The following is a 1,723-nucleotide window of genomic DNA, read 5'->3' as shown; positions in this document are numbered from 1 at the left end:
CGAAGACGAACCGCTCCGGCTCGCCGTCGTCGTAGCGCTCGGCGTCGACCTTCGCGTAGAAGGTGCCGTCGTGGAGGTCGTCGACGCGGACGCGGTCGATGGCGCCGCCGAACTCCGTGAGGATGTCCACGAGGAGGTCGTGCGTGAGCGGTCGGTCGAACGGTTCGCCCTCGAGCGCCATGCCGATCGATCGGGCCTGGTCGCCGCTGACGAATATCGGGACGTACTCGCCGCGCGCGGAGAGGATCACCGCCGGGACGTCGCCGCTCGGCGCCGAGCCCGCGCCGACCCCGACGACCTCGGCTTCGTGTTCCATACGGGAACGTGGTGGCGGCCGCTTGAATAGCTGTCCCACGTCGCGGCCGGCGGGAGCGGATCAGCGGGACGACCGGTACCAGTACGCCCACGCCAGCGTGAACACGAGCGCGGCGGCGACGAAGAAGACCACCCCCGGTTCGACGAGCGAGACGGCGTACTCCGCGAGGGGGTCGCCGACGAGTTCGACCGCGCCGTCGGCGCTCTCGGCGGCGGCGTTCTGGTCGGGGACGCTCTCTATCGTGGGGCCGTCGGCGCCGTCCGTCGCGCCTCCGTCGGCGCCGGCCGTGGTGGCCGTGCCGGCGTCGCCGCCGCCGGACCGCTCGGCGAACCGCGAGCCGCCGAGCGAGCCGACCGCGAGCAGGCGCTGGGCCGCGACCGCCGCGAGGCCGATGAGCCCGTACCCGCCGAGCAGGCGCATGAGGGCCGTCTTGATCCCGGTCGACTCCTCGGAGCCGCCCGAGAACAGCACGAGCGGCTCGTCGGCGGCGGCGTACACGTCCATCTCGCGGCCCTTCTCGGAGTAGGCGGTGTCGACGACGTCGACGAGGTCGGCCTCGTCGAGCCGCGAGAGGTGGTACTGGACGTTCTGGAGCGAGGTGTCGACCTCGTCCGCGAGTTCGGACTTGGTGGCCGGCCGGTCGTGGAGCGTCGAGAGGATCGCGCGCGCCGTCTCGGAGCCGAGGGCGGCGATGAGGTCGTCGGCCTCGTCGTCGTCGACGCCGACGACCCGCGGCTCGCGCTCCTCGGGAGTCGCGTCCGGCAGGGAGGGCAACAGCCGGGACATAGCGGGCAATGGAACGCGTGAGAATACAAACCTGTTGGATCGTTGGGAACGGGGTCGACGCGCGAGCGGCGTTCGGGTGGAGGCTCCGCGATCGACTCACAAACCCTAAACGCGGTGACCGAGTACGACGGGTGATGACAGAGACGTCACGGGGGAGCGACGACGAAGCGCCCCCGTCGACCGACCGATCGCCGCGGGCCGACGGCGGCGACCTCGACGGGAAGCCGCCCCGCGACCCCGCGGCCGACGAGGGGAGGGTCACGGTCGTCGGGACCGCGCACGTGTCGGAGCGCTCCGTCGACGAGGTCGAGGAGGCGATCGACCGAGAGCGTCCCGACGTCGTCGCCGTCGAGCTCGACGAGGGGCGCTACCGCCAGCTCAACGGCGAGACCCCCGACGACCTCGACGCGGGCGACTTACTCAAGGGGAACACCGTCTTCCAGTTCCTCGCGTACTGGATGCTCTCGTACGTCCAGACCCAGCTCGGCGAGCGGTTCGACATCGAGCCGGGCGCCGACATGAAGGCCGCCGTCGACGTCGCCGAGTCGCTCGGCATCGACGTCGCCTTAGTCGACCGCGACATCCAGACGACGATCCAGCGCTTCTGGGCCCGGATGACGA

3 protein-coding genes are annotated in these 1,723 nt (G+C 71.3%); 1 reads left to right on the top strand and 2 read right to left on the bottom strand.

Going from position 1 to position 1,723, the window contains the following annotated elements; all coding sequences use genetic code 11:
* The coding region (locus B9G38_RS16995) for a bifunctional nuclease family protein (RefSeq protein ID WP_086221150.1) at positions 1-316 on the bottom strand (316 nt) is incomplete at its 3' end.
* Positions 317-376: 60 nt separating this feature from the next.
* Positions 377-1,102 carry a winged helix-turn-helix domain-containing protein gene (locus B9G38_RS16990; protein WP_086221149.1) on the bottom strand — a complete coding sequence of 242 codons (726 nt, stop codon included), beginning with the start codon at positions 1,100-1,102 and terminating at the stop codon, positions 377-379.
* Between the two features lie 134 nt (positions 1,103-1,236).
* On the opposite strand from B9G38_RS16990, the gene B9G38_RS16985 reads away from it, so the two are divergent.
* A partial coding sequence (locus tag B9G38_RS16985) for a TraB/GumN family protein (RefSeq protein WP_198945732.1) occupies positions 1,237-1,723 on the top strand: 487 nt, incomplete at its 3' end.

Source organism: Halorubrum sp. SD612 (genome assembly GCF_002135005.1).
The sequence above is the reverse complement of the archived record's forward strand: the minus strand, read 5'-3'. Positions and strand labels throughout refer to the sequence as shown.

What these genes read in the sequence shown, in the direction of transcription:
- B9G38_RS16990 (WP_086221149.1), bottom strand. Translation starts at nt 1,102, where the DNA reads ATGTCCCGGCTGTTGCCCTCCCTGCCGGACGCGACTCCCGAGGAGCGC.